The organism is Azospira sp. I09 (assembly GCF_009177135.1).
Classification (GTDB): Bacteria; Pseudomonadota; Gammaproteobacteria; order Burkholderiales; family Rhodocyclaceae; genus Azospira; species Azospira oryzae.
In genome coordinates this window covers 1,387,494-1,411,954 of sequence record NZ_AP021844.1, presented here as the reverse complement: position 1 = coordinate 1,411,954, position 24,461 = coordinate 1,387,494, and the positions used below count along the sequence as shown (strand labels likewise).

Annotated in this window: 27 protein-coding genes and 2 tRNA genes; all 29 read left to right on the top strand. The window is 63.3% G+C overall.

Translation table 11 applies throughout. The annotated features are described in order from the left end of the window. Positions 1-66 precede the first annotated feature (66 nt). Complete coding sequence (gene rpsA / locus AZSP09_RS06560) at positions 67-1,773, top strand: 30S ribosomal protein S1 (RefSeq protein WP_014237015.1); 1,707 nt, start codon at positions 67-69, stop codon at positions 1,771-1,773. A 114-nt stretch (positions 1,774-1,887) separates the two neighbouring features. Continuing rightward, entirely contained in the window at positions 1,888-2,190 is a 303-nt protein-coding gene (locus AZSP09_RS06555) for an integration host factor subunit beta (protein ID WP_014237016.1), read from the top strand. 84 nt (positions 2,191-2,274) lie between these two features. Next, a complete protein-coding gene (locus tag AZSP09_RS06550; protein WP_152089526.1) occupies positions 2,275-2,601 on the top strand; it encodes a LapA family protein in 327 nt (108 codons plus the stop codon). Continuing rightward, entirely contained in the window at positions 2,601-3,767 is a 1,167-nt protein-coding gene (gene lapB, locus AZSP09_RS06545) for a lipopolysaccharide assembly protein LapB (protein WP_130459241.1), read from the top strand. Before AZSP09_RS06550 ends, lapB begins: the two co-directional genes overlap by 1 nt. 52 nt (positions 3,768-3,819) lie before the next feature. Then, positions 3,820-5,145, top strand: a complete 1,326-nt coding sequence (locus tag AZSP09_RS06540; protein WP_152089525.1) for a UDP-glucose dehydrogenase family protein — start codon at positions 3,820-3,822, stop codon at positions 5,143-5,145. 10 nt (positions 5,146-5,155) lie between these two features. Beyond that, the gene (rfbB, locus tag AZSP09_RS06535) at positions 5,156-6,217 is read left to right on the top strand and encodes a dTDP-glucose 4,6-dehydratase (RefSeq protein WP_152089524.1); all 1,062 of its coding nucleotides are present in this window, start codon (positions 5,156-5,158) and stop codon (positions 6,215-6,217) included. After that, positions 6,204-7,133, top strand: a complete 930-nt coding sequence (rfbD, locus tag AZSP09_RS06530; protein WP_152089523.1) for a dTDP-4-dehydrorhamnose reductase — start codon at positions 6,204-6,206, stop codon at positions 7,131-7,133. The genes rfbB and rfbD overlap by 14 nt, the downstream gene beginning before the upstream one ends. After that, on the top strand, positions 7,123-8,013 hold the full coding sequence (rfbA, locus tag AZSP09_RS06525; RefSeq protein WP_152089522.1) for a glucose-1-phosphate thymidylyltransferase RfbA: 891 nt from the start codon (positions 7,123-7,125) through the stop codon (positions 8,011-8,013). The genes rfbD and rfbA overlap by 11 nt, the downstream gene beginning before the upstream one ends. Beyond that, positions 8,010-8,558, top strand: a complete 549-nt coding sequence (gene rfbC, locus AZSP09_RS06520; RefSeq protein ID WP_152089521.1) for a dTDP-4-dehydrorhamnose 3,5-epimerase — start codon at positions 8,010-8,012, stop codon at positions 8,556-8,558. Before rfbA ends, rfbC begins: the two co-directional genes overlap by 4 nt. Positions 8,559-8,569: 11 nt before the next feature. Then, positions 8,570-9,517: a D-glycero-beta-D-manno-heptose-7-phosphate kinase gene (rfaE1, locus tag AZSP09_RS06515; protein WP_152089520.1), complete on the top strand. Its 948-nt coding sequence runs from the start codon at positions 8,570-8,572 to the stop codon at positions 9,515-9,517. Positions 9,518-9,526: 9 nt separating this feature from the next. Then, positions 9,527-10,519: an ADP-glyceromanno-heptose 6-epimerase gene (gene rfaD, locus AZSP09_RS06510; protein WP_152089519.1), complete on the top strand. Its 993-nt coding sequence runs from the start codon at positions 9,527-9,529 to the stop codon at positions 10,517-10,519. A 3-nt stretch (positions 10,520-10,522) separates the two neighbouring features. After that, the gene (gene cysM / locus AZSP09_RS06505; RefSeq protein ID WP_152089518.1) at positions 10,523-11,422 is read left to right on the top strand and encodes a cysteine synthase CysM; all 900 of its coding nucleotides are present in this window, start codon (positions 10,523-10,525) and stop codon (positions 11,420-11,422) included. Positions 11,423-11,427: 5 nt separating this feature from the next. Then, complete coding sequence (locus AZSP09_RS06500) at positions 11,428-12,225, top strand: 3'-5' exonuclease (RefSeq protein WP_014237027.1); 798 nt, start codon at positions 11,428-11,430, stop codon at positions 12,223-12,225. Beyond that, positions 12,222-12,665 (top strand): rhodanese-like domain-containing protein, encoded by a 444-nt coding sequence (locus AZSP09_RS06495; protein ID WP_152089517.1) that lies wholly within the window; start codon positions 12,222-12,224, stop codon positions 12,663-12,665. The genes AZSP09_RS06500 and AZSP09_RS06495 overlap by 4 nt, the downstream gene beginning before the upstream one ends. Positions 12,666-12,748: 83 nt before the next feature. Next, positions 12,749-12,825 (top strand) — tRNA-Val (locus tag AZSP09_RS06490). Positions 12,826-12,977: 152 nt separating this feature from the next. Next, complete coding sequence (gene thrS, locus AZSP09_RS06485) at positions 12,978-14,894, top strand: threonine--tRNA ligase (protein ID WP_014237029.1); 1,917 nt, start codon at positions 12,978-12,980, stop codon at positions 14,892-14,894. 49 nt (positions 14,895-14,943) lie between these two features. Beyond that, entirely contained in the window at positions 14,944-15,468 is a 525-nt protein-coding gene (gene infC, locus AZSP09_RS06480) for a translation initiation factor IF-3 (protein WP_083833949.1), read from the top strand. 109 nt (positions 15,469-15,577) lie between these two features. Then, entirely contained in the window at positions 15,578-15,775 is a 198-nt protein-coding gene (gene rpmI, locus AZSP09_RS06475; protein ID WP_014237031.1) for a 50S ribosomal protein L35, read from the top strand. 15 nt (positions 15,776-15,790) lie between these two features. Next, positions 15,791-16,150, top strand: a complete 360-nt coding sequence (gene rplT / locus AZSP09_RS06470; protein ID WP_014237032.1) for a 50S ribosomal protein L20 — start codon at positions 15,791-15,793, stop codon at positions 16,148-16,150. 135 nt (positions 16,151-16,285) lie between these two features. Beyond that, a complete protein-coding gene (gene pheS / locus AZSP09_RS06465; protein WP_014237033.1) occupies positions 16,286-17,332 on the top strand; it encodes a phenylalanine--tRNA ligase subunit alpha in 1,047 nt (348 codons plus the stop codon). Positions 17,333-17,341: 9 nt separating this feature from the next. Then, positions 17,342-19,714 carry a phenylalanine--tRNA ligase subunit beta gene (gene pheT / locus AZSP09_RS06460; protein WP_152089516.1) on the top strand — a complete coding sequence of 791 codons (2,373 nt, stop codon included), beginning with the start codon at positions 17,342-17,344 and terminating at the stop codon, positions 19,712-19,714. A 12-nt stretch (positions 19,715-19,726) separates the two neighbouring features. After that, on the top strand, positions 19,727-20,029 hold the full coding sequence (locus AZSP09_RS06455) for an integration host factor subunit alpha (protein WP_014237035.1): 303 nt from the start codon (positions 19,727-19,729) through the stop codon (positions 20,027-20,029). Further along, positions 20,013-20,381 carry a MerR family transcriptional regulator gene (locus AZSP09_RS06450; RefSeq protein WP_130458161.1) on the top strand — a complete coding sequence of 123 codons (369 nt, stop codon included), beginning with the start codon at positions 20,013-20,015 and terminating at the stop codon, positions 20,379-20,381. Before AZSP09_RS06455 ends, AZSP09_RS06450 begins: the two co-directional genes overlap by 17 nt. 49 nt (positions 20,382-20,430) lie before the next feature. Next, a tRNA-Pro gene (locus AZSP09_RS06445) sits at positions 20,431-20,507 on the top strand. Between the two features lie 211 nt (positions 20,508-20,718). Next, entirely contained in the window at positions 20,719-21,036 is a 318-nt protein-coding gene (locus AZSP09_RS06440; protein ID WP_014237037.1) for an H-NS histone family protein, read from the top strand. 56 nt (positions 21,037-21,092) lie between these two features. Then, positions 21,093-21,833, top strand: coding sequence for a 5'/3'-nucleotidase SurE (gene surE, locus AZSP09_RS06435; protein ID WP_130458162.1), 741 nt, complete (start codon positions 21,093-21,095; stop codon positions 21,831-21,833). Continuing rightward, a complete protein-coding gene (locus tag AZSP09_RS06430; protein WP_014237039.1) occupies positions 21,833-22,507 on the top strand; it encodes a protein-L-isoaspartate(D-aspartate) O-methyltransferase in 675 nt (224 codons plus the stop codon). Before surE ends, AZSP09_RS06430 begins: the two co-directional genes overlap by 1 nt. Then, positions 22,504-23,412, top strand: coding sequence for a peptidoglycan DD-metalloendopeptidase family protein (locus tag AZSP09_RS06425; protein ID WP_152089515.1), 909 nt, complete (start codon positions 22,504-22,506; stop codon positions 23,410-23,412). The genes AZSP09_RS06430 and AZSP09_RS06425 overlap by 4 nt, the downstream gene beginning before the upstream one ends. 10 nt (positions 23,413-23,422) lie before the next feature. Then, positions 23,423-24,409 (top strand): RNA polymerase sigma factor RpoS, encoded by a 987-nt coding sequence (gene rpoS / locus AZSP09_RS06420; RefSeq protein WP_014237041.1) that lies wholly within the window; start codon positions 23,423-23,425, stop codon positions 24,407-24,409. The last annotated feature ends 52 nt before the right edge of the window (positions 24,410-24,461 follow it).

Here is a 24,461-nt window from a genome sequence, read left to right as displayed (position 1 = left end):
GGGGGAACGGTGGCGGTGTTCAACCTTTTCCCGCCAGCTTGTACAGGCGGTTAGGGTACCTTTTCCATGACTACTGCTTCCCCCATTTCCCAAGAATCCTTCGCTGCGCTATTCGAAGAGAGCCTGGCCCGCCAGGAGATGCGCTCCGGTGAAGTGATTACCGCCGAAGTCGTTCGCGTCGACCAGAACTTTGTCGTCGTCAACGCCGGCCTGAAGTCCGAATCCTATATCCCGGTCGAAGAATTCCTGAGCGACGCCGGCGAAGTCGAAGCCAAGATCGGCGACTTCGTGCAGGTCGCCATCGAACAGCTGGAAGACGGCTTCGGTGAAACCCGCCTCTCCCGCGACAAGGCCAAGCGCATCGCCGCCTGGAACGATCTGGAAAAGGCCCTGAACGAAGGTACCCTGGTGACCGGCGTCATCACCGGCAAGGTCAAGGGCGGTCTGACCGTCATGACCAACAGCGTCCGCTCCTTCCTGCCCGGCTCCCTGGTCGACATCCGCCCCGTCAAGGACACCACTCCTTACGAAGGCAAGACCATGGAATTCAAGGTCATCAAGCTGGATCGCAAGCGTAACAACGTGGTCGTTTCCCGCCGTGCCGTCCTGGAAGAAACCATGGGCGAAGAGCGCGAGAAGCTGCTGTCCACCCTGCAGGAAGGCGCTACCGTCAAGGGTATCGTCAAGAACATCACCGACTACGGCGCCTTCGTGGACCTGGGCGGCATCGACGGTCTGCTGCACATCACCGACCTGGCCTGGCGTCGTGTGCGTCACCCCAGCGAAGTGCTGGCCGTGGGCGACGAAGTCACCGCCAAGGTGCTGAAGTTCGACACCGAGAAGAACCGCGTGTCCCTGGGCCTGAAGCAGCTGGGCGAAGATCCGTGGGTGGGCATCTCCCGTCGTTACCCCTCCGGTACCCGCCTGTTCGGCAAGGTCACCAACCTGACCGACTACGGCGCCTTCGTTGAGATCGAACAGGGTATCGAAGGTCTGGTCCACGTCTCCGAAATGGACTGGACCAACAAGAACGTGCATCCCACCAAGGTTGTCCAACTGGGCGACGAAGTGGAAGTCATGATCCTGGAAATCGACGAAGACCGTCGTCGTATCTCCCTGGGCATGAAGCAGTGTCTGGCCAATCCGTGGGAAGAGTTCGCCCAGAACCACAAGAAGGGCGACAAGGTCTCCGGCCAGATCAAGTCCATCACCGACTTCGGCGTGTTCATCGGCCTGCCCGGCAACATCGACGGCCTGGTGCACCTGTCCGACCTGTCCTGGAGCACCACCGGCGAAGAAGCCATCCGCAACTTCAAGAAGGGCGACGAAGTGCAGGCCGTGGTGCTGGCCATCGATACCGACAAGGAGCGCATCTCCCTGGGTATCAAGCAGCTCGAAGGCGACCCCTACACCAACTACATCGCCACCCACGAGAAGAACACCATCGTGCGCGCCGTGGTGAAGAGCGTTGATGCCAAGGGTGCCGTGCTGCAGCTGGAAGGCGACGTTGAAGGCTACCTGCGTGCTTCCGAGTACTCCCGTGACCGCGTGGAAGATCTGTCCCAGCTGGTTAAGGTCGGCGACGAACTCGAAGCCATGATCATCAACGTGGATCGCAAGTCCCGCAACGTGAACCTGTCCATCAAGGCCAAGGATCAGGCCGAGCAACACGAAGCCATGCAGAAGTTCGCTTCCGAAAGCTCCGCTGCTTCCGGCACCACCAACCTGGGTGCGCTGCTGAAGGCCAAGCTGAACGGCTCCAACCAGGGCTAAGAAATCCCCTTCCATGCCCCTCCCGGCTTCCCGGTGCTGCGCCGACAGGATCGGTACCGGGGATGGGTGGGGCTGGAGGGCTTCCTTCCCTCAATGGCTTTTTAAGGCTCAAGCATGACCAAATCCGAGCTGATCGCCCGCCTGGCCATGCGGTTTCCGCAACTGGTGGCGAAAGACGCTGATTTCGCGGTCAAGGAAATTCTCGATGCCATGACCGAGGCTCTGGCCCACGGTGACCGTATCGAGATTCGGGGGTTCGGCAGCTTCGCGCTGAACTACCGGCCGCCGCGAATGGGGCGTAACCCCAAGTCCGGGGATAAAGTCAGCGTTCCGGAAAAATACGTACCCCATTTCAAGGCAGGCAAGGAACTGCGCGAACGGGTGGACCTGGGGCTGTTGGCCTCTCTCTCCGCCTGACGCTGACCTTACCCCCTGTCCTGTGGTAGATTGCGGGCGGCAACCCTAGGGTTGCCGCCTTTTTTATTGCTTGCGGATAAGGCTATGCGCGCCCTGATCTTGATCATCCGGCTCATCATCTTCTTCTTCTTGCTGGGTTTTGCGGCAATGAACAGCGATCCGGTGAGTCTGCGCTTCTTCTTCGATACCCAGTGGCAGGCGCCCCTGGTGATCATCCTGCTCGGTTTCTTCGCCGCCGGGACGGCCTTAGGTGCCCTGTCCCTGCTCGGCACCCTGTTCCAGTTGCGCCGCGAACTGTCGCGCACCCGCCGTGAACTGGCGCGGGAGCGGGAGCGCCAGGCCGTGCTCAAGCCGGTCGCCAGCGACGCTGCCGTGCAACCGCCTCCTGCCGGCGAGGCCGTGGCCCAATGATCGAATTCGAGTACTGGCAGTTACTGCTCTTTCCCCTGTTTTTCGTCCTTGGCTGGGCCGCCGCCCGCATCGACATCAAGCATCTGGTGCGGGAATCCCGGGCCCTGCCCCGGTCCTACTTCCAGGGCTTGAATTTCCTGCTCAACGAGCAGCCGGACAAGGCCATCGAAGCCTTCATCGAAGTGGTGAAGGTGGATCCCCAGACGGTGGAACTGCACTTCGCCCTGGGCAACCTGTTCCGCCGCCGCGGCGAGACCGAGCGGGCCATCCGCATGCACCAGAACCTCATCGAGCGGGTGGACCTGTCTCCGGAGCTGAAGCTGCAGGCCCTTTCCGAGCTTGGCCAGGACTTCCTCAAGGCCGGTCTGCTGGACCGGGCCGAAGAGGTGTTTTCCCGTTTGCGCGGCACCTCCCGGGACGAGGAGGCCAAGCGCAACCTGCTGGAAATCTACCAGCAGGAGAAGGACTGGCAGAAGGCCATCGCCATCGCCAAGGAAATGCCTGACTACGCCACCCAGAAGGAAATCGCCAACTATTACTGCGAGCTGGCAGCCGGGGAGATGATCAATTCCCGGCCCGATTCCGCCCGCCAGTACCTGGACTCGGCCCTTTCCCTGCACCGCAACTGCGTGCGCGCCAGCGTCCTGCAGGGCGACTTGTTGCAGCAGGCGGGTGATCTGGCAGCGGCCATCGAGGCCTGGAAGCGCATCGAGAGCCAGAATCCGGCCTACCTGGCCATCGTCGCCCGCAAGCTCCAGGATGCCTACCTGGCCCAGGGGCAGCGGGACGAAGGGCTGCAACTGCTGCGCGGCTATCTGGCCAGCTACCCCTCCCTCGATCTGCTGGAAACCGTATTCCAGCTGGTGATGGATGCGGAGGGGCCGGAGGCGGCCTATCGCCTGGTGCGGGACGAACTGCGGCGCAATCCGACCCTGCTGGGCCTGGACCGCCTGCTGGAAGCCCAGCTGCTCGGCGTGCCGCCGGAAAAGCGGGCGGACCTGGAGCTGGTGCGCAATCTGGTGCACAACCACACCCGCCGGCTGGCCCGCTATCGGTGCGATAATTGCGGCTTCAAGGCGCGCCACTTCTACTGGCGCTGTCCTGCCTGCGGCGGCTGGGAAACCTATCCGCCCCGGCGCACGGAAGAATTCGATCTGATCCCCTGAGCCCATGAATGCGTCGGTTTGGGCGGATCAATGACCCTTCAGGGAGAATAATTTGAAAGTTACAGTTGTCGGTACGGGCTATGTGGGCCTGGTGAGCGGTACCTGCCTGGCCGAGGTGGGCAACGATGTGCTGTGCCTGGATGTGGATCCGGAAAAGATCCGGATTCTCAACGAAGGCGGCATTCCCATTTTCGAACCGGGCCTGCTGGACATGGTGAAGCGCAACGTGGCCGCCGGCCGCCTGCGTTTCACCACCGATGTGGAACAGGCCGTGGCCCACGGCACCATCCAGTTCATTGCCGTCGGCACGCCGCCGGACGAGGACGGTTCCGCCGATCTGCAGTACGTGCTCGCCGCCGCCCGCAACATCGGCCGCCACATGGGCGACTACAAGGTGGTGGTGGACAAGTCCACCGTGCCCGTGGGCACCGGCGACAAGGTGCGCGCCGCCATCGCCGACGAGCTCAAGGCCCGGGGAGCGGATATCGCCTACAGCGTCGTCTCCAATCCGGAATTCCTCAAGGAAGGCGCCGCCGTGGAGGATTTCATGCGGCCGGACCGCATCGTCGTCGGCGCCGAGGACGAGCGCGCCATCGAGTTGATGCGCGCCCTCTATGCGCCCTTCCAGCGCAACCACGAGCGCCTCATCGTCATGGATGTGCGTTCCGCCGAACTGACCAAGTACGCCGCCAACGCCATGCTGGCCACCCGCATCAGCTTCATGAACGAACTGGCCAACCTGGCCGAGAAGCTGGGTGCCGACATCGAGCAGGTGCGCCAGGGCATCGGTTCCGACCCGCGCATCGGCTACCACTTCCTCTATCCAGGCTGCGGCTACGGCGGTTCCTGCTTCCCCAAGGATGTGCAGGCCCTGCAGCGCACCGCCCGCCTCGACGCCGGCATGGAGATGAAGGTCCTCAATGCGGTGGAAGACGCCAACGATGCCCAGAAGCACGTGCTCACCGCCAAGACCGTGAAGCGTTTCGGCAACGACCTCAGCGGCCGCAAGTTCGCCGTCTGGGGCCTGGCATTCAAGCCCAATACGGACGATATGCGCGAGGCCCCCAGCCGTTATCTGCTGGCCGATCTCTTCGCCGCTGGCGCCACCGTGGTGGCCTACGATCCGGTGGCTATGCATGAAGCCCGGCGCATTTTCGGCGATGAGCCGCGTCTGAGCTATGCGGAGAGCCCCATGGCCGCCTTGGATGGGGCGGATGCCCTGCTCATCGTCACCGAGTGGAAGGAATTCCGCAGTCCCGATTTCGAGGCCATCAAGGCCAAGCTGAAGCAGCCGGTGATCTTCGACGGCCGCAACCTGTACGAACCCAAGCAGGTGTGCCAGTTCGGCATCGACTACCAGGCCATCGGTCGTCAATAAGGAGTCCGCCATGATCCTGGTGACCGGCGGTGCAGGCTTCATCGGCAGCAATTTCGTCATCGACTGGCTGGCGGCGGGGGGTGAGCCTGTCATCAACCTGGACAAGCTGACCTACGCCGGCAATCTGGAGAACCTCCAGGGACTGGCCGGCGATCCGCGGCACCGTTTCGTGCGCGGCGACATCGCCGACTACGACCTGATTCTGGAACTGCTGCAGCAGAACCGGGTGCGGGCGGTGGTGAACTTCGCCGCCGAGAGCCATGTGGATCGTTCCATCCACGGGCCGGAGGACTTCATTCAGACCAACATCGTCGGCACCTTCCGCCTGCTGGAGGCCGTGCGGGCCTACTGGAACGGCCTGCCTGCCGACGACAAGGCGGCCTTCCGCTTTCTCCACGTGTCCACGGACGAGGTTTACGGTTCCCTGGAAAAGGAGGCCCCGGCCTTCACCGAGCAGCACCGCTACGAGCCCAACAGTCCCTATTCGGCCAGCAAGGCGGCCTCCGACCATCTGGTGCGGGCCTACCACCATACCTACGGCCTGCCGGTGCTGACCACCAACTGCTCCAACAATTACGGGCCCTACCATTTCCCGGAAAAGCTCATTCCCCTCATCATCCACAACGCCCTGGCCGGCAAGCCCCTGCCCATCTACGGCGACGGCCAGCAGATCCGCGACTGGCTCTATGTGAAGGACCATTGCAGTGCCATCCGCCGCGTCCTGGAAGCCGGCCGCCTGGGTGAGACCTATAACGTGGGCGGCTGGAACGAAAAGCCCAACCTGGAGGTGGTGCATACCCTGTGCACCATGCTCGACGAACTGTCGCCCCGGGCCGACGGCGCCTCCTACGCCAGCCAGATCACTTTCGTTGCCGACCGGCCCGGCCACGACCGGCGCTATGCCATCGACGCCAGCAAGCTGGAACGGGAGCTGGGCTGGAAGCCGGCGGAGACCTTCGAAACCGGCATCCGCAAGACCGTACGCTGGTACCTGGACAATCCCCAGTGGGTGCACAACGTCACCTCCGGCGCCTACCGGGAGTGGGTGGGCCGCCAGTATGGGGAAGCCTGAGGTGTCGGCTCCCATCCTGCTCCTGGGCAGCCAGGGCCAGCTGGGCTGGCAACTGCAGCGGGACCTGGCGCCCCTGGGGCCGGTGCTGGCCCTGGACCGGCGTACATGCGACCTGGCCGACCTGGACCGGCTGCGGGCCGTGGTGCGGGAACAGCGCCCCCGCCTGATCGTCAATGCCGCCGCCTATACGGCGGTGGATCAGGCGGAAATGGAGCCTGAACTGGCCCGGCGCATCAATGCCGAGGCCGTGGGCCTGCTGGCCGAGGAGGCCAAGGCCCTGGATGCCCTGCTGGTGCATTACTCCACCGACTACGTCTTCGACGGCAGCAAGGCGGCGCCCTATGTGGAGTCCGATGCCACGGCGCCCCTCGGCGTCTATGGCCGGACCAAGCGGGAAGGGGAGGAAGCCATGCTGGCCGTGGGCGGCCGCGGCCTCATCTTCCGCACCAGCTGGGTCTTCGGCGCCCGGGGCAAGAATTTCGTCAAGTCCATCCTGCGCCTGGCGAGCGAGCGGGACAGCCTCAAGGTGGTGGCCGACCAGGTCGGCAGCCCGACGCCGGCGGCCATGATCGCCACCGTCACCGGCATGGTCCTGGCCCAGCTCGACGGCGGGCGCGCCCAGCAGGGCTGCGAGCTGTATCACCTGGTGGCTGCCAATCCGGTGAGCTGGAACGGTTTTGCCCGGGCCATCGTCGCCACCGCCGAACAGACGCCCGGCTTCGCCCTCAAGCTGGGGCCCGAGGCCATCGCACCCATTCCCAGCAGCGAATATCCGCTGCCGGCGCCGCGCCCCCTCAATTCCCGTCTCGACTGCCGCAAGCTGGAGGACCGTTTCGGTCTGACCATGCCCGACTGGCAGCCCTATCTTTCCCGCATGATGCAGCTTCTCGCCCTGAAGGCCCAGAATGGCTACTAAACCCCGTAAAGGCATCATTCTCGCCGGCGGTTCCGGCACCCGGCTCTATCCGGCCACCCTGGCGGTGTCCAAGCAGCTGCTGCCGATCTACGACAAGCCGATGATCTACTACCCCCTGACCACCTTGATGCTGGCCGGTCTGCGGGACATCCTCATCATCTCCACGCCCCAGGACACGCCCCGTTTCGAGCAGCTGCTGGGAAACGGCTCCCAGTGGGGCATCAATCTGCAGTACGCGGTGCAGCCCTCGCCGGACGGCCTGGCCCAGGCCTTCCTCATCGGCGAGGCCTTCCTTGACGGTGCCCCGGCGGCCCTGGTGCTGGGGGACAACATCTTCCACGGCCACGACCTGGCCACCCTGGTGCAGCGGGCCAACGATCGGGACAGCGGTGCCTCGGTCTTCGCTTACCGGGTGAATGATCCGGAGCGCTACGGTGTGGTCGAGTTCGATGCCCAGCAGCGGGCCCTCTCCATCGAGGAAAAACCGCTGCAGCCCAAGTCCCACTATGCCGTCACCGGCCTTTACTTCTACGATACCGATATCGTGGCCGTGGCCAAGGGCATCAAGCCCTCGCCCCGGGGCGAACTGGAAATCACCGACGTGAACCGGCATTACCTGGAAGCGGGCAAGCTCAATGTGGAAATCATGGGCCGGGGCTATGCCTGGCTCGATACCGGTACCCACGAATCTCTATTGGAGGCGGGGCAGTTCATCGAGACCATCGAGAAGCGCCAGGGTCTCAAGGTGGCCTGTCCCGAAGAGGTGGCCTGGCGCCAACGCTGGATCGACGACGCCACTCTGGAAGCCCAGGCCCGGGTCCTGGCCAAGAACGGCTACGGCCAATACCTGCTGGCCCTGCTCAAGGAGCATGCAGCGTGAAGGCGATTCCCAGCGCCATTGCCGATGTGATCATGCTGGAACCCCTGGTTTTCGGCGATGCTCGCGGCTTTTTTATGGAAAGTTACAACCGGCGTCGCTTTACCGAGCTGACTGGGGCCGATGTGGATTTCGTCCAGGACAACCACTCCCGTTCCGCACGAGGCGTGCTGCGGGGCCTGCATTATCAGATTCGCCAGCCTCAAGGGAAGCTGGTTCGAGTGGCTCAAGGCGCCGTTTTCGACGTGGCGGTTGACTTGCGTTGCCAATCCCCCTATTTCGGCCGCTGGGTTGGTGCCGTACTTTCCGCGGATAATCAGCGCCAAATGTGGGTACCTCCCGGTTTTGCCCACGGTTTCCTGGTGCTCAGCGAGACCGCCGATTTTCTTTATAAAACCACCGACTATTACGCGCCGGAACATGAGCGCTGCATCGCTTGGAACGATCCGGCCTTGGCCGTGGCCTGGCCTTTGGAGGGGCTGGAGCCCCGTCTTTCGGCCCGGGATATGCAGGGCACGCCCTTCGCCCAGGCCGATCTTTTCGACTGAGTATCTTCACCATGCACCAACTTCCCGATTTTTCCGCCGCCCGCATTCTTGTGGTCGGCGATGTCATGCTGGACCGCTACTGGTTCGGCGATGTTTCCCGCATTTCCCCCGAAGCACCGGTGCCGGTAGTCAAGGTGGAACGCTCCGAAGAGCGTCCCGGCGGTGCTGCCAACGTGGCCCGCAACTGCGCTTCCCTGGGGGCGCGGGTCGGCCTGCTGTCCGTGGTCGGCAACGACGAGGCCGGCCGCATCCTGCAGCGGCAGATGGAAGAGGGCGGCATTGCCGCCTCCCTGCTGCCCGACGGAGCCATCGACACCACGGTCAAGCTGCGGGTCATCGGCCGCCAGCAGCAGCTGCTGCGCATCGATTTCGAGACCACCCCGTCCCACGAGGTGCTGCAGGCCAAGCTGGCCGAGTTCGAGCAGCGCCTGGCCGGGGTGGATGTGGTGATCCTTTCCGACTACGGCAAGGGCGGCCTGGCCCACATCGGCGACATGATCCGCCTGGCCCGGGCGGCCGGGAAAAAGGTGCTGGTGGATCCCAAGGGCGAGGATTATTCCAAGTACCGCGGCGCCACCGTCATCACCCCCAACCGCTCCGAGCTGCGCCAGGTGGTGGGGCGCTGGAGCGACGAGGCCCAGCTGGCGGCCAAGGCCCAGCAATTGCGCAGCGAACTGGAACTGGATGCCCTGCTGGTGACTCGTAGCGAAGAGGGCATGAGCCTCTATCGCGACGGCGAGGCGCTGCACCAGCCGGCCCGGGCCCAGGAAGTGTTCGACGTCTCCGGTGCCGGCGACACGGTCATTGCCACTCTGGCCGCCATGATGGCCTTGGGCGCCCCCTGGGGCGACGCCATCCACCTGGCCAACCTGGCCGGTGGCGTGGTGGTGGGCAAGCTCGGTACCGCTACCGTCAGTCGCGAGGAACTGTCGGCCGCCCTGGCGGCCGACGCCAATTAAGGAATTCACATGTACTACATCGTCACCGGTGCCGCCGGCTTCGTCGGCGCCAACCTGGTCAAGGCCCTCAACGAGCGGGGCATCACCCGCATCATCGCCGTGGATAACCTGACCAAGGCGGACAAGTTCAAGAATCTGGTGGACTGCGAGATCGCCGATTACCTGGACAAGGGCGAGTTTCTCGAGCGCCTGCTCTGCGGCCACTTCGACGGCGACGTGGAGGCCATCTTCCACGAAGGCGCCTGCTCCGACACCATGGAGACCGACGGCCGCTACATGATGGAGAACAACTACCGCTACTCCCTGGCCCTGCTGGACTGGTGCTTGGAGCAGGACGTGCAGCTGCTCTACGCCTCTTCCGCCGCCACCTATGGCGGCAGCAGCGTTTTCAAGGAAGAGCGGCAGTACGAGGCGCCTCTCAACGTGTACGGCTACTCCAAGTTCCTCTTCGACCAGATCGTCCGTCAGCGCTTGCCTGAAGTCCGTTCCCAGGTGGTGGGCTTCCGCTACTTCAACGTCTACGGCCCCCGCGAGAGCCACAAGGGGCGCATGGCCTCGGTCGCCTTCCACCACTTCAACCAGTATCGGGCCGAAGGCAAGGTCAAGCTGTTCGAGGGCTGCGACGGCTACGCCAACGGCGAGCAGCAGCGCGACTTCGTCTATGTGAAGGACGTGGCCAAGGTCAATCTGTACTTCCTCGACCATCCGGAAAAATCCGGCATCTTCAACCTGGGCACCGGCCGGGCCCAGAGCTTCAACGACGTGGCCGTGGCCACGGTGAACAGCTGCCGGGCCGCCGAGGGCAAGCCGGCTCTGTCCCTGGAGGCGATGGTGCAGCAGGGGCTGGTGGAGTACGTGGCCTTCCCCGAAGCCCTCAAAGGCAAGTACCAGAGCTTTACCCAGGCCGACCTCAGCAAGCTGCGCAGCGCCGGCTATGGTGACGAGTTCGCCACCGTGGCCGAAGGCGTCGCCGACTACGTGCAATTCCTCAACGGACGCTGAGCCATGTACAAGACTCTGGAAGATTTCGTCGGCAACACGCCCCTGGTGCAGTTGAAGCGCCTGCCCGGCGATGTTGTCGCCCAGCGCGGCAACGTCATCCTGGCCAAGCTGGAAGGCAACAATCCGGCCGGTTCGGTGAAGGATCGCCCGGCCCTCTCCATGATTTCCCACGCCGAGCAGCGGGGCGAAATCCGGCCCGGCGATACCCTGATCGAAGCCACCTCCGGCAACACCGGCATCGCCCTGGCCATGGCCGCCGCCATGCGCGGTTACCGCATGATCCTGGTCATGCCGGAAAACCAGAGCCTGGAGCGGCGCCAGACCATGCGTGCCTACGGCGCCGAACTGATCCTGACGCCCCGGGATGGCGGCATGGAACTGGCCCGGGACGTGGCCGAGAAAATGCGCGACGAAGGCAAGGGCATCATCCTCGACCAGTTCGCCAATCCGGATAACCCCCTGGCCCACTTCGAGGGCACCGGGCCGGAAATCTGGCGCGACACCAAGGGCCAGGTGACCCATTTCGTTTCCAGCATGGGCACCACCGGCACCATCATCGGTACTTCCCAGTTTCTCAAGAAAAAGAATCCGCGCATCCAGATCGTCGGCTGCCAGCCGGAAGAGGGCAGCCAGATTCCCGGCATCCGCAAATGGCCCGAAGCCTATCTGCCGAAAATCTACGAGCGCAGCCGGGTGGACCGCCTCGAATACGTGTCCCAGGCCGAGGCCGAGGACATGACCCGGCGCCTGGCCCGGGAAGAGGGCCTGTTCGCCGGCATCTCCTCCGGCGGCGCCCTGGCCGTGGCCCTGCGCCTGGCCCGGGAGCTGGAGAACGCCACCATCGTCACCATCGTTTGCGACCGGGGCGACCGTTATCTGTCCACCGGCGTTTTCCCCGCCTGAGTCCCATGGTTCCCGTCCTCGTTTTCGATATTGAAACCATCCCGGATGTACCCGGGCTGCGCCGCCTGCACGACCTTCCCGCCGACCTCTCCGACGACGAGGTGGCCGAACTGGCCTTCCAGCAGCGCCGGGCCCAGAACGGCAGCGACTTCCTGCCCCTGCACCTGCAGCGGGTGGTGACCATCTCCTGCGCCCTGCGGGCCCGGGATGCCTTCAAGGTGTGGTCCCTGGCGGCTCCCGAGATTGGCGAAGGGGAGATCATCCAGCGCTTCTTCGACGGCATCGAGAAATTCACGCCCCAGATTGTTTCCTGGAACGGCGGCGGCTTCGACCTGCCGGTGCTGCACTACCGGGGCCTGATCCACGGCGTCGTGGCTCCCCGCTACTGGGACCTGGGCGACGGCGACTATGCGGATTCCCGGGACTTCAAGTGGAACAACTACATCAGCCGCTACCACACCCGCCACCTGGACCTGATGGACCTGCTGGCCATGTATCAGCCCCGGGCCAGCGCTCCCCTGGACGACCTGGCCAAGCTCATGGGCTTCCCCGGCAAGCTGGGCATGGACGGCGGCAAGGTGTGGCAGGCCTGGCAGGAGGGCAAGGCCGACGAGATCCGCGATTACTGCGAGACCGATGTGGTCAATACCTACCTGGTGTCCACCCGCTTCCGCCTGATGCGGGGCGAGGTCAGCCGGGAGGAGCATCTGGCCGAACTGGCCTTCATCAAGGCCGAACTGGCCAAGCTGGACAAGCCCCACTGGCAGGAATTCCTGGCCGCCTGGCCGGAGGTAGCGGCGTGAAGCACACCTTCCTCTTCCTCCTGGCTCTGCTGGCGGCGTTCGCGGCCAGGGCCGAGGTGGTGAATGTGGACAGCGCCGAAGTGGCCCGGCTGGTGGCCAGTGGCGTGGTCCTGGTGGATATCCGTACCGAGCCCGAATGGCGGGAAACCGGCGTCATTCCCGGCAGCCGCCTGCTCACCTTCTTCGATGCCAACGGCCGCGCCAATCCGGCGGCCTGGCTGGAGCAGCTGAAGACGGTGGCAGGTCCGGAGCAGCCGGTGATCCTCATCTGCCGCAGCGGCAACCGCACCCGGGCCGTCAGCGACTTCCTCGAACAGCAGGCCGGCTACAGCAAGATCTACAACGTGCGCCAGGGCATCCGCGCCTGGATCCAGGAGTCGCGCCCCGTCACCGCAGTGGCGCCGGCCCTGGCCAAATGTTCGCCCGGACGGTTGTGCTGATTTTTTTTGTGGGGCGAAGCGAAAAAAGTCTCCTCAGCCCCTTGCGCGATTCTCTGGGATCGTTATAATTCGGCCTTCTTTGCAGGCGCGTAGCTCAGTTGGTTAGAGCACCACCTTGACATGGTGGGGGTCGTTGGTTCGAATCCAATCGCGCCTACCAACACCTTGAACGGAGCTGTACCGTGAATTTCCGAACTTGCACTATCCTGGTTCAGAAAGCCTAAGCGGTTCGCCTTCGTTCCTATGTCGAAAAAAAGTGCGGATCCGTCCGCACTTTTTTTTTGTCCAGAATTTAATGTGGCTGGAGAAATCATGCCCAATATCACGCTGCCCGACGGTTCCATCCGCTCCTTCGATGCTCCGGTGACCGTTGCCGAGGTTGCTGCCTCCATCGGTGCCGGCCTCGCCCGTGCCGCCCTGGCCGGCAAGGTGGACGGCAAGCTGGTGGATACGTCCCACCTGATGGAGCGTGATACCCAGCTGGCCATCGTCACCGACAAGGATGCGGACGGCCTGGAGATCATCCGCCACTCCACGGCCCACCTGCTGGCCTATGCGGTGAAGGAGCTGTTTCCCGAAGCCCAGGTGACCATCGGTCCGGTCATCGACAACGGCTTCTACTACGACTTCGCCTACAAGCGCCCCTTTACCCCTGAAGACCTGCTGGCCATCGAGAAGAAAATGGCCGAGCTGGCCAAGCGCGACATTCCGGTAAGCCGCGAAGTCTGGGCCAGGGACGATGCGGTCAAGTTTTTCCTGGAGCAGGGTGAGAAGTACAAGGCCGAGCTGATCGCTGCCATCCCGGCCGACCAGGATGTTTCCCTGTACCGGGAAGGCGAATTTGTGGACCTTTGTCGCGGCCCCCACGTCCCCTCCACCGGCAAGCTCAAGGTTTTCAAGCTGATGAAGGTGGCCGGTGCCTACTGGCGCGGCGATTCCAAGAACGAGATGCTGCAGCGCATCTACGGCACCGCCTGGGCCAAGAAGGAAGACCAGGAAGCCTACCTGCACATGCTGGAAGAGGCCGAGAAGCGGGATCACCGCCGCATCGGCAAGCATCTGGATCTGTTCCATATGCAGGACGAGGCGCCGGGCATGGTTTTCTGGCACCCCAAGGGCTGGGCCATCTGGCAGGAAATCGAGCAGTACATGCGCCAGGTCTATCGCGACAACGGCTACCAGGAAATCCGCTGCCCCCAGATTCTCGACCGCAGCATGTGGGAGAAGTCCGGTCACTGGGAGCACTACAAGAACAACATGTTCACCACGGAGTCGGAGAAGCGGGATTACGCCATCAAGCCGATGAATTGCCCGGGGCACGTGCAGGTGTTCAATTCCGATCTGCGCTCCTACCGCGACCTGCCCCTGCGCTATGGCGAGTTCGGCTCCTGTCATCGTAACGAGGCCTCCGGCGCCCTGCACGGCCTGATGCGCGTGCGCGGCTTCGTCCAGGACGACGGTCACATCTTCTGTACCGAAGACCAGATCGAAGCGGAAGTGACGGCTTTCAACGCTCTGGTGAAGAAGGTCTATGCCGACTTCGGTTTCGATCAGGTGGCGGTGAAGCTGGCCCTGCGCCCCGAAAGCCGTGTCGGTTCCGACGACATCTGGGACAAGGCGGAGAATGCCCTGCGGGCCGGCCTCAAGGCTTCCGGCCTGGAATGGGATGAATTGCCCGGCGAGGGTGCCTTCTATGGCCCCAAGATCGAGTTCCACATCAAGGATGCCATCGGGCGTTCCTGGCAGTGCGGCACCATGCAGGTAGATTTCTCCATGCCGGGTCGCCTGGGCGCCGAGTATGTGGGCGAGGACAACGCCCGCCATGTGCCGGTGATGCTGCATCGGGCCATCCTCGGTTCCCTGGAGCGTTTCATCGGCATCCTGGTGGAAAACTATGCGGGTGCCTTGCCCCTGTGGCTGGCGCCGGTACAGGCCGTGGTGCTGAATATTTCGGAAAAACAGGCCGATTTTTCCGCCGAAGTGGTGAAAACCCTGCGTCAGGCAGGTTTGCGTGCCGAAGCGGATTTGCGCAATGAAAAAATTACCTATAAAATACGCGAACATAGCTTGAACCGGTTGCCTTATCAGCTCGTCATCGGCGACAAGGAAAAGGAAGCCGGCTTGGTGGCCGTGCGTACCCGCGGTGGTCAGGACCTGGGGCAGATGCCCGTGGCAAGCCTGATCGAGCGGCTTCTGGAAGAAGTCGCCGCGCGTAAGAGCACGGCTTAGTTTTTGTCCGTCCCCGAATGGGGCGGCCTGTTTTCGTGGAGATTGAACCATCGCCGCACTGCAAAAGGCGCATCGCGTCAACGAAGAAATCACGGTGCCGGAAGTCCGGCTTATCGGGGAAGAAGGCGAGCAGATTGGTGTCGTAACCATCCGTGCGGCGCTGCAAATGGCCGAAGAGGCCGGTGTGGATCTGGTGGAGATCGCTCCCCTGGCCAAGCCGCCGGTATGCCGGGTGATGGATTACGGCAAGTTCAAGTACCACGAGGCCAAGAAGCAGCATGAGGCCAAGCTGAAACAGAAGCAGGTACAGGTGAAGGAGATCAAGCTCCGTCCCGGTACCGACGAAAACGACTACCAGATCAAGCTGCGGAACATGACCCGCTTCCTGGAAGACGAAGACAAGGTCAAGGTGACCCTGCGCTTCCGCGGCCGTGAAATGGCCCACCAGGAAATCGGTATGCGTCAGCTGGAACGCATCAAGGCCGATTTGCTCGAGCTGGCACAGGTCGAGCAGATGCCGAAGATGGAAGGTCGCCAGATGGTGATGATGCTGGCGCCGAAGAAGAAGGTGTAATTGCAGTACCCGCCTCCGGACTCGTTCGGGGGCGATATAAGTGGTGCCGGGTAGTCAAGCGTTTCCGTCGGAAGCCACCTGGGATCATGTTAAAACCAAGGAGCATTCAATGCCCAAGATGAAGAGCAAGAGCGGTGCCGCCAAGCGGTTCAAAATCCGCGCTGGCGGCAGCATCAAGCGCGGTCAGGCGTTCAAGCGTCACATCCTGACCTCCAAGACCACCAAGAACAAGCGCCAACTGCGCGGTACCGAAGCCATTCACGACAGTGACAAGGCCTCCATCCGTGCCATGTTGCCCTACGCCTAATCAAGGAGATTAAAGATGCCCCGAGTTAAGCGTGGTGTAACGGCTCGCGCCCGTCACAAGAAGATTCTGGTTCAGGCCAAGGGTTACCGCGGCCGTCGCAAGAACGTATATCGCATCGCCAAGCAGGCGGTGATGAAGGCTGGTCAGTACGCCTACCGCGACCGTCGTCAGCGCAAGCGTCAGTTCCGTGCCCTGTGGATTGCCCGTATCAATGCGGCAGCCCGTGAAGTCGGCCTGAAGTACAGCACCTTCATGAATGGCCTAAAGAAGGCCCAGATCGAAGTGGACCGCAAGGTTCTCGCCGACCTGGCCGTGTTCGACAAGGCTGCGTTTGCCGCTCTGGCAAACCAGGCCAAGGCGAGCCTCGGCGCCTAAGCGTTAAGCAAGCGGAAAAAAGGAGGCTTCTGCCTCCTTTTTTTCTTGGTGCCGGCAGTATCGGCATCTCTGGTGTCTTTTTCGCCCGGGCACCCTAAATCCGGGGCGATAACAGAATTCGAACGACGCGAGCCCATGCAGAATCTCGAACAGATCGTCAGCGAAGCCCTTGCGGCTTTTGCTGCCACCCAGGACCCGGATGCCCTGGAACAGATCAAGGCCCGTTATCTGGGCAAGAGTGGTCAGATCACCGAATTGCTGAAGGGGCTGGGCAAACTGGCTCCGGAAGAGCGCAAGGCGGCCGGTGCCACCATCAACCAGGCCAAGGAACAGGTTGAGGGTGCCCTCAACGCCCGCCGCGAAGCCATCCGCCGCGCGGCCCTGGAGGCCCGTCTGGCCGAGGAATCCCTGGACGTGACCCTGCCCGGCCGGGGTGAAACCCGGGGTGGCCTGCATCCCGTCACCCGTACCCTGGAGCGCATCGAGGCCCTGTTCCGCTCCATCGGCTTTGAAGTGGCCGACGGTCCCGAGATCGAAACCGACTTCCACAACTTCACCGCCCTCAACACGCCGGAAAACCATCCGGCCCGCTCCATGCACGATACGTTCTATCTGCAGGACGAGCAGGGCGGCGTTGCCGAGGGGGTGCTGCTGCGCACCCACACCAGTCCCATCCAGGCCCGCTACATGCAGGCCCACGTGGCCAAGTACGGCCACCTCGAGACCATGCCCGAGATTCGCATCATTGCGCCGGGTCGGGTCTATCGCGTCGACTCCGATGCTACCCACTCCCCCATGTTCCACCAGGTCGAAGGCCTGTGGATCGGCGAGAACGTTTCCTTCGCCGACCTCAAGGGCGTGGTTGCCGATTTTCTGCGCCGCTTCTTCGAGAGCGACGACCTGAAGGTGCGCTTCCGTCCTTCCTTTTTCCCCTTTACCGAGCCTTCTGCCGAGATCGACGTGGCCTTCATGAGCGGCGCCCTGGAAGGGCGCTGGCTGGAGATCGCCGGCTGCGGCATGGTGCACCCCAATGTGCTGCGCCATGCCGGCATCGATCCGGAAAAGTACACCGGCTTTGCCTTCGGCTTCGGTCCGGACCGTCTCACCATGCTGCGCTACGGGGTCAATGACCTGCGCCTGTTCTTCGACGGCGACCTGCGCTTCCTGAAGCAATTTGTCTAAGGATTGATCGTGAAATTCTCCGAATCCTGGCTCCGTACCTTCGTCAATCCTGATCTGTCCACCGACGCTCTGGCCCATCTGCTGACCATGGCGGGCCTGGAAGTGGAAGAGCAGGACCCCGTTGCGCCCGCCTTCACCCAGGTGGTGGTGGCCCATGTCCTGGAAGTGGTGAAGCACCCTGATGCCGACCGCCTCAACGTCTGCCAGGTGGATACCGGTAACGGTCCGGTGCAGATCGTCTGCGGCGCCCCCAATGTGGCAGCCGGGCTCAAGGTGCCCTGTGCCCTGCCCGGTGCCGTGCTGCCCGGCGACTTCAAGATCAAGGTGGCCAAGGTGCGCGGCGTCGAGTCTTCCGGCATGTTGTGTTCCGCCCGGGAACTGGGCATTGCCGAAGATGCTTCCGGTCTCCTGGTGCTGCCGGCCGATGCCCCCGTTGGGGAAAGCATCCGCCGCTACCTGGACCTGGACGACACCCTGTTCACCCTGAAGCTCACGCCCAACCGGGCCGATTGCCTCTCCCTCACCGGTGTGGCCCGCGAAGTGTCGGCCCTGACCGGCGTGGCGGCTGTCTATCCGGTGGTGGAGCCCGTGGTGCCTGCTTGCGATGCCCGCCGGGAAGTGGTGCTGGACGCTCCGGAGGCTTGCCCCCGTTACGCCGGCCGGGTGGTGCGCGGCATCAATGCCAAGGCGCCCACGCCTGAGTGGATGCAGAAGCGCCTGGAGCGCAGCGGCATCCGTTCCATCTCCGCCGTGGTGGATGTCACCAACTACGTCATGCTGGAACTGGGGCAGCCCCTCCATGCCTTCGACGACGCCAAGCTCCAGGGGGCCATCCACGCCCGCCTGCCCAAGGCCGGGGAAAAGCTGTTGCTGCTCAACGAGCAGACCATCGATATCGACGCCGACGTGCTGGTGATTGCCGACGATGCCAAGCCCCTGGCTCTGGCCGGCATCATGGGTGGCGAAGAGAGCGGCGTCACCCTGGAAACCACCGACCTGTTCCTGGAGTCGGCCTTTTTCACTCCTTTTGCCATTGCCGGGAAGGCCCGCCGTTACGGCTTCTCCAGCGATGCCTCCCACCGCTTCGAGCGGGGCGTCGATTTCGCCGGTGCCGTCCGTGCCCTGGAGCGGGCTACCCGCCTGATCCTCGATATTTGTGGTGGCCAGGCCGGTCCCGTGACGGAAGCGGTGGCCGCACTGCCCCAGCGTCAGCCGGTGCGTCTGCGCACGGCCCGGGTGAACAAGGTGCTGGGTGTGCCTTTCAGTGCCGAGGCCATTGCCTCCCTGCTGGGTCGTCTGGGTCTGCCCTTCGTCCAGGAAGGTGGCGACTTCGTGGTGACGCCTCCCAGCTTCCGTTTCGACATCGAGATCGAGGAAGATCTGATCGAGGAAGTGGTGCGGGTTCACGGCTACGACGAGATTCCGGCACCGCCGCCGGTGGCCCGGGCCGCCATGCTGCCCATGCCGGAAGGCAAGCGGCAGATCCAGCGCCTGCGCCAGGTCCTGGCCGATGCCGGTTACCAGGAAGTGGTCAATTTCGCTTTCGTCGAAGAAGGTTGGGAAAAGGATTTCGGCGGCAACGCCGATCCCATCCGCCTGGCCAATCCCATTGCCAGCCAGATGGGGGTCATGCGTTCCACCCTGATCGGTGGTCTGGTGGCCACCCTGGCCAACAACCTGAAGCGCAAGCAGAGCCGGGTACGGATTTTCGAAACCGGTCGCAGCTTCCACAAGGATGCCGCCGCCCAGCCCGTGGCCGGCTACCGTCAACCCTGGAAGCTGGCCGGCCTGGCCGCCGGCGATGCCCTGCCCGAACAATGGGGCAGCGCCGCCCGCAAGGTGGACTTCTTCGACGTCAAGGGTGACCTGGAGGCGCTGCTGCAGCCCTTTGCCGCGCGTTTCGAGAAGGCTACCCATCCGGCCCTGCATCCCGGCCGTGCTGCCCGCCTGCTCCTGGATGGCAAGGAAATCGGGGTGGTTGGCGAACTGCATCCCGAGTGGGTGCAGAAGTACGACCTGCCGTCGCCGCCGGTGGTCTTCGAACTGGATCTGGAGCCCCTGCTGGCCGGACGTCTGCCCCAGTATGCCGAGCTTTCCCGCTTCCCCGCCGTGGTGCGGGACCTGGCGGTGGTGGTGGACAAGGGCATGGCCCTGCAGTCCCTGCTGGACGGCCTGAAAGCCCAACGGCCGCCCCTGGTTCAGGACATCCAGCTGTTCGATGTCTACACCGGCAAGGGGGTCGATGAAGGGAAGAAAAGCCTTGCATTCCGCATAGTTATGCAAGATACTCAAAAAACTTTGCAAGATGCGGAAGTGGATGTTGCCCTGCAGCAGCTGGTGGCCCTCCTGGAGCATCAATTTGCCGCCAAACTCCGTGTCTGATCAGGGAAAACAATGACTCTCACCAAAGCAGAACTTGCCGACCTGCTTTTCGAAAAGGTCGGACTCAACAAGCGCGAAGCCAAGGACATGGTGGAAGCCTTTTTTGAGGAAATCCGCAATGCACTGGAACGGGGCGAAGGCGTCAAGCTTTCCGGCTTCGGTAATTTTCAGTTGCGCGACAAGCCCCAGCGTCCCGGGCGCAACCCCAAGACCGGCGAGGAGATTCCGATCACCGCCCGCCGCGTCGTTACCTTCCATGCCAGCCAGAAGCTGAAGGCCGAGGTGGAGCAGTCCTACGATGGAAAGCAGTCCTAAGGAAAGCGGCAAGGAAGAGTTGCCGCCCATCCCTGCCAAGCGTTACTTCACCATCGGTGAAGTGAGCGAGCTTTGCGGCGTCAAACCCCACGTGCTGCGTTACTGGGAGCAGGAGTTCACCCAGCTGCGGCCGGTGAAACGCCGGGGCAACCGCCGCTATTACCAGCATCACGAAGTGCTGCTGGTGCGCCGTATCCGAGAACTTCTTTATAATCAGGGTTTTACCATTAGCGGTGCGCGTAATCGCCTGGAAGAGGGGCATGGCGCCACGGAATCCGTGGAGAGCACCGTTCCCGCTGCCCAGGCCTTGCGTCAGGAGCTTTTGGGGATTATTGAATTACTTCGTGTTTGAAAGCTATTTACAAATTTAATTCGTTTCTGTATAGTTTCGTTTCTCGAGTCGGGGCGTAGCGCAGCCTGGTAGCGCACTTGCATGGGGTGCAAGGGGTCGCGAGTTCGAATCCCGCCGCCCCGACCAGTAGTTCCGAAAAAACCGGCCCCAGGCCGGTTTTTTCATTTCCAGCTTTCCTTTTTCTCCTTGTTTCTCCATTTTTCCGATTTCAGCGGAGAATTATTCCTGTTGTCGATTGCGGCAGGGAAAATAATCCATATAAAATCGGTTGCCCGACAATGAGCTGTCCGCATTGTCGCCATCGAATCGATTCCCTTATTCCGTAAAGGAAATAAACATGGATATTTCTTCCCTGTCCCTGGCCGAACTGAAGCTTCTGCAACAGCAAATTCCCCTGGAAATCAAAAAGCGCGAGGTTCAGGAAAAGGAAAAAGTCCTGAATGAATTGAAACTGATCGCCGAATCCCGGGGCTTTTCCCTGGATCAGCTGCTCAAGGGCGGCGAAAAGGGCAAGGCCAAGTCCGGCCGCAGCGTTCAGGTGAAATACCGCCATCCCCAGAATGCCGACCTGGCCTGGACCGGTCGCGGCCGCAAACCCCAGTGGGTGCAGGAATGGCTGAACGGCGGGCGCAAGATCGAGGAATTGGCTGTCTGATCAGCTCCGGTCCGGTAGTTTCTTTCTGCCAACAATAAAAAGCCCTGTTCCGTTCCATGCGCATTCTCCTCAGTAACGACGACGGTTATTTCGCCACCGGCATTGAAGTGCTGGCCCGTACCCTGGCCGATATCGCCGACATCACCGTGGTCGCCCCCGAAAGGGACCGGAGCGGGGCGAGCAATTCCCTGACCCTGGACCGGCCCCTGTCCCTGCGGCGAGCCCCCAACGGCTTTTATTTCGTCAATGGCACGCCGACGGATTGCGTCCATCTCGCCGTCACCGGCATGCTGGACGAACTGCCGGACATGGTGGTCTCGGGTATCAACCATGGGGCCAACATGGGGGACGACACCGTTTATTCCGGCACCGTGGCGGCAGCGACGGAGGGCCATCTGCTGGGCGTGCCGGCCATTGCCGTTTCCTTGGTGGGCAAGGAAGCGAGCCAGTTCGAGACGGCAGCCCGGGTGGCCCGGGATCTGGTGCTGCGCTTCCAGCAGGCGCCCCTTGGCCAGCCGGCCCTGCTCAACGTCAATGTGCCGGATGTGCCCTACGCCGAACTGAAGGGCGTGGCCGTGACCCGGCTGGGCAAGCGCCACAAGGCCGAGCCGGTGGTCAAGGCGCGCACGCCGCGCAATGAAACGGTTTACTGGGTTGGTGCTGCGGGTGCCGCCCAGGATGCCGGCGAAGGCACCGATTTCCATGCCGTGGCCCAGGGCTGGGCCTCTGTCACGCCGTTGCAGATCGACCTGACCCACAATCAGCAGCTGCCCGAGCTGCGGAACTGGTTGCGCTGATGGCAACGGGCGTTTCCGGTATCGGCATGACCTCCCTGCGCACCCGCATGCGCATGGTGGAGCGTCTGCGGGACAAGGGCATCGTGGACGAGACGGTGCTCGCCGCCATGGCTGCCGTGCCCCGCCACATCTTCGTCGAAGAGGCCATGGCCCACCGGGCCTATGAGGACACGGCCCTGCCTCTGGGGCATTCCCAGACCATTTCCCAGCCCTATATCGTGGCCCGCATGATCGAGCTGTTGCGGGCCGGGCGTGAACAGAGTCTGCCCGGCGGTCTCGGCAAGACCCTGGAGATCGGCGCCGGTTGCGGCTACCAGGCAGCGGTGCTGGCCCAGCTGGCGCCCGACGTCTATGCCGTGGAACGGATCGAGCCCCTGATCGAACGGGCCAAGCAGAACCTGCGGCAGATGCAGCAGTTCAACGTGCGCCTCAAGTATGCCGACGGCCAACTGGGGCTGCCCGAAGCGGCCCCCTATCACACCATCATCGTCGCCGCCGCAGCCAACCGGGTGCCGCCCGCGCTTTTGCAGCAGTTGGCGGTTGGTGGCAGAATGGTCCTGCCCGTGGGGGCCGGCGAGCAAGCCCTGCACCTGATCGAACGCACGCCCCAGGGGTTCCTTGAGACCAAGCTTGACGCGGTGCGTTTCGTGCCGCTGCTGTCAGGAGTCGAATGAAAACGCCAGGTTTTATCTTCCGTGCCGCCACCCTAAGCGGCATTGCGGCCCTGCTGTTCCTGGCCGGTTGTGCCAGCCATGCGCCGGCGCCGGTGGTCGAGCGCGGGGTGCCGAGCAAGCCGGCTGCCGCCTCCAAGGACTTCTACACGGTCAAGAAGGGCGACACCCTCTACAGCATCGCCCTGGATAACGGCCAGGACTACAAGGACGTGGCCGCCTGGAACAACCTGGAAAATCCCAACCGCATCCTGGTGGGGCAGCAGCTGCGCGTGACGCCGCCCGACGGTGGTGCTGCCGGCACGGCGGTGGCCAAGCCCATCGGTGGCGGCGTGGTGGAAAGCCGTTCCCTGGACGGCGGCCCGGCACCGGCTGCGGCCAGCGACACGCTCAAGCGGGAGCCCAAGGCCGGCAAGGAAGCTTATTCCGACCAGGCCTGGGCCAAGGCCCAGAACCAGAACAATGTCCAGGGCACTGCCGCCAAGCCGGCAGAACCCGTCCGCAGCGAGGCGCCGGCAGCTGCGGCGGCCCCCGCTGCTGCCGATGTGACCTGGGCCTGGCCCGCCGGCGGCAAGTCCATTGCAGGCTTCAACGAGGCCACCAACAAAGGCGTGGACATCGCCGGCAAGCTGGGCGAACCGGTGCTGGCGGCGGCCGACGGCAAGGTGGTGTACAGCGGCAGCGGCCTGCGGGGCTACGGCAAGCTGGTGATCATCAAGCATGACGCCATCTTCCTCTCCGCCTATGCCCACAACAACAACATCCTGGTCAAGGAAGGGCAGTCCGTCACCCGGGGGCAGAAGATCGCCGAGATGGGCAATTCGGACACGGACCAGGTGAAGCTGCACTTCGAAATCCGTCGGCAGGGCAAGCCGGTGGATCCCACCCAGTACCTGCCCAAGCGCTGACAGGTCTGCCGTGCGCGACGACGCCGACGCCGCTGATTTTCCCGACGGGGATGCGGAGGAGGCGTTCGCCGCGGACGAGGCCCAGGACGAGTCCCTGGCTGCCGCTGCGACGGCGGCAGAGGGCGACGACGGGGCGCCGCCAGCCTATGAACTGCTCAACGACGTCACCCAGCTCTATCTCAACGAGATCGGTGCCAAGCCCCTGCTGACGCCGGCGGAGGAGCTGGAATGGTCCCGCCGGGCCAAGGCCGGGGAATTCGCCGCCCGGCAGAAGATGATCGAGCACAACCTGCGCCTGGTGGTGAATATCGCCAAGCACTACCTGAACCGGGGCATTCCCCTGCTCGATCTGGTGGAAGAGGGCAACCTGGGCCTCATCCATGCCCTGGAGAAATTCGATCCGGAGCGGGGCTTCCGCTTTTCCACCTACGCCACCTGGTGGATCCGCCAGAGCATCGAGCGGGCCATCATGAACCAGTCACGCACCATTCGTCTGCCGGTGCACGTGGTCAAGGAAATCAACGTGGTGCTGCGGGCCATGCGTCATCTGGACGGGGCCCGCGGCCTGACGCCGTCCCGGGAGACCCGGGTGGAGGAAGTGGCCCATCTGCTGGGCAAGCCGGTGGATGACATCCGCCACATCCTCCATCTCAACGAGCACGTGGCCTCCCTCGATACGCCCCTGGACATCGATCCCAACCACACGGTGGGGGACTCAGTGGCCGACGATTCCGCCGGGGCCGACCCGGTGGGGGTGCTGCAGGAAAACGAACTCAACGACTTGGTGCTGCAGTGGGTGGAACAGCTGCCGGAAAAGCAGCGCCAGGTGGTGGAGCGCCGTTACGGCCTGAAGGGGGCGGAGATCGCCACCCTGGAAGCCATCGCCGCCGACCTGGGCCTGACCCGGGAACGGGTGCGGCAGATCCAGGGCGAGGCCCTGAGCCAGCTGCGACGCATCATCAAGCGCGGCGGCGTGGACCGGGACAGCATCCTCTAGCAGGCCCGCCCCTCCTGCCTCCCAGCCCGACCCTCAGTGGCCCCGGGCCTGC

Excerpts from the sequence above, each read along its gene's own strand:
- rpsA (WP_014237015.1), top strand. The coding sequence starts at position 67 with ATGACTACTGCTTCCCCCATTTCCCAAGAATCCTTCGCTGCGCTATTC.
- AZSP09_RS06555 (WP_014237016.1), top strand. The coding sequence starts at position 1,888 with ATGACCAAATCCGAGCTGATCGCCCGCCTGGCCATGCGGTTTCCGCAA.
- AZSP09_RS06550 (WP_152089526.1), top strand. The coding sequence starts at position 2,275 with ATGCGCGCCCTGATCTTGATCATCCGGCTCATCATCTTCTTCTTCTTG.
- rfbB (WP_152089524.1), top strand. The coding sequence starts at position 5,156 with ATGATCCTGGTGACCGGCGGTGCAGGCTTCATCGGCAGCAATTTCGTC.
- rfbD (WP_152089523.1), top strand. The coding sequence starts at position 6,204 with ATGGGGAAGCCTGAGGTGTCGGCTCCCATCCTGCTCCTGGGCAGCCAG.
- rfbA (WP_152089522.1), top strand. The coding sequence starts at position 7,123 with ATGGCTACTAAACCCCGTAAAGGCATCATTCTCGCCGGCGGTTCCGGC.
- rfaE1 (WP_152089520.1), top strand. The coding sequence starts at position 8,570 with ATGCACCAACTTCCCGATTTTTCCGCCGCCCGCATTCTTGTGGTCGGC.
- rfaD (WP_152089519.1), top strand. The coding sequence starts at position 9,527 with ATGTACTACATCGTCACCGGTGCCGCCGGCTTCGTCGGCGCCAACCTG.
- cysM (WP_152089518.1), top strand. The coding sequence starts at position 10,523 with ATGTACAAGACTCTGGAAGATTTCGTCGGCAACACGCCCCTGGTGCAG.
- AZSP09_RS06500 (WP_014237027.1), top strand. The coding sequence starts at position 11,428 with ATGGTTCCCGTCCTCGTTTTCGATATTGAAACCATCCCGGATGTACCC.
- thrS (WP_014237029.1), top strand. The coding sequence starts at position 12,978 with ATGCCCAATATCACGCTGCCCGACGGTTCCATCCGCTCCTTCGATGCT.
- rpmI (WP_014237031.1), top strand. The coding sequence starts at position 15,578 with ATGCCCAAGATGAAGAGCAAGAGCGGTGCCGCCAAGCGGTTCAAAATC.
- rplT (WP_014237032.1), top strand. The coding sequence starts at position 15,791 with ATGCCCCGAGTTAAGCGTGGTGTAACGGCTCGCGCCCGTCACAAGAAG.
- pheS (WP_014237033.1), top strand. The coding sequence starts at position 16,286 with ATGCAGAATCTCGAACAGATCGTCAGCGAAGCCCTTGCGGCTTTTGCT.
- AZSP09_RS06455 (WP_014237035.1), top strand. The coding sequence starts at position 19,727 with ATGACTCTCACCAAAGCAGAACTTGCCGACCTGCTTTTCGAAAAGGTC.
- AZSP09_RS06450 (WP_130458161.1), top strand. The coding sequence starts at position 20,013 with ATGGAAAGCAGTCCTAAGGAAAGCGGCAAGGAAGAGTTGCCGCCCATC.
- AZSP09_RS06440 (WP_014237037.1), top strand. The coding sequence starts at position 20,719 with ATGGATATTTCTTCCCTGTCCCTGGCCGAACTGAAGCTTCTGCAACAG.
- surE (WP_130458162.1), top strand. The coding sequence starts at position 21,093 with ATGCGCATTCTCCTCAGTAACGACGACGGTTATTTCGCCACCGGCATT.
- AZSP09_RS06430 (WP_014237039.1), top strand. The coding sequence starts at position 21,833 with ATGGCAACGGGCGTTTCCGGTATCGGCATGACCTCCCTGCGCACCCGC.
- AZSP09_RS06425 (WP_152089515.1), top strand. The coding sequence starts at position 22,504 with ATGAAAACGCCAGGTTTTATCTTCCGTGCCGCCACCCTAAGCGGCATT.